Annotated in this window: 2 pseudogenes; both read right to left on the reverse strand. The window is 66.5% G+C overall.

Annotated features, from left to right (window positions below):
• Positions 1-336 (reverse strand): annotated as a pseudogene (locus CSC70_RS14070) (hypothetical protein); the annotation flags it as partial.
• A pseudogene (locus CSC70_RS14075) lies at positions 333-612 on the reverse strand (TylF/MycF/NovP-related O-methyltransferase); the annotation flags it as partial. The pseudogenes CSC70_RS14070 and CSC70_RS14075, both read right to left, overlap by 4 nt.

Here is a 612-nt window from a genome sequence, read left to right on the forward strand (position 1 = left end):
CCCTTCGCCTTGGCCGCGACCGGACCACCAGACGCCGGCGATCCACAGCAGATCCAGCACCACGGTGGCGAGCAAGCGGTGCCACAGCGCCTGGCGCCAACGCGCGTTCCAGCCAGGTGCCGCAGGATCCTCGCGGAGAAAGAGCGAGGCACAGCCCAGATCGGCCAGGAACAGCACAGTGACCAAGCCAAGATGCGCCAGCCCTACGTCGCCATAGCCCTGCAGGCCGAACCGACGTAGCAAGAGCCACTGGAATAGCAGCGCGCAGCCCTGACCGAGCGCATACAGCACTGCGCCGGCAACGAACCCCGCGCGCATGCGTTGCGCGGCGATCATGGCTGCGCGGCGGATGCAGGCGTCGGTACATGGCACAGAAAAGCGCGCGAGGCGGCGCCATAGGCAAACCAGGGCTCAAATGCGATGCCGACGTGGTCCGCGCATGCCTGTAGCGCCCGGCGTTCGCCCTGTCGGTTGTCGGCGCGAAACAGATCGTAGGCGTCGCACAGCAGCACACTGCCCTGCACCAGACGCGGTGCGATCAAGGTCAGTGCGTCGTGTGCCGAGCTGTAGAGATCGCAATCCACATGCACGATTGCTGCGTGCGTGTGGCCG

The organism is Pseudoxanthomonas kalamensis DSM 18571 (assembly GCF_010211745.1).
Classification (GTDB): domain Bacteria; phylum Pseudomonadota; class Gammaproteobacteria; order Xanthomonadales; family Xanthomonadaceae; genus Pseudoxanthomonas_A; species Pseudoxanthomonas_A kalamensis.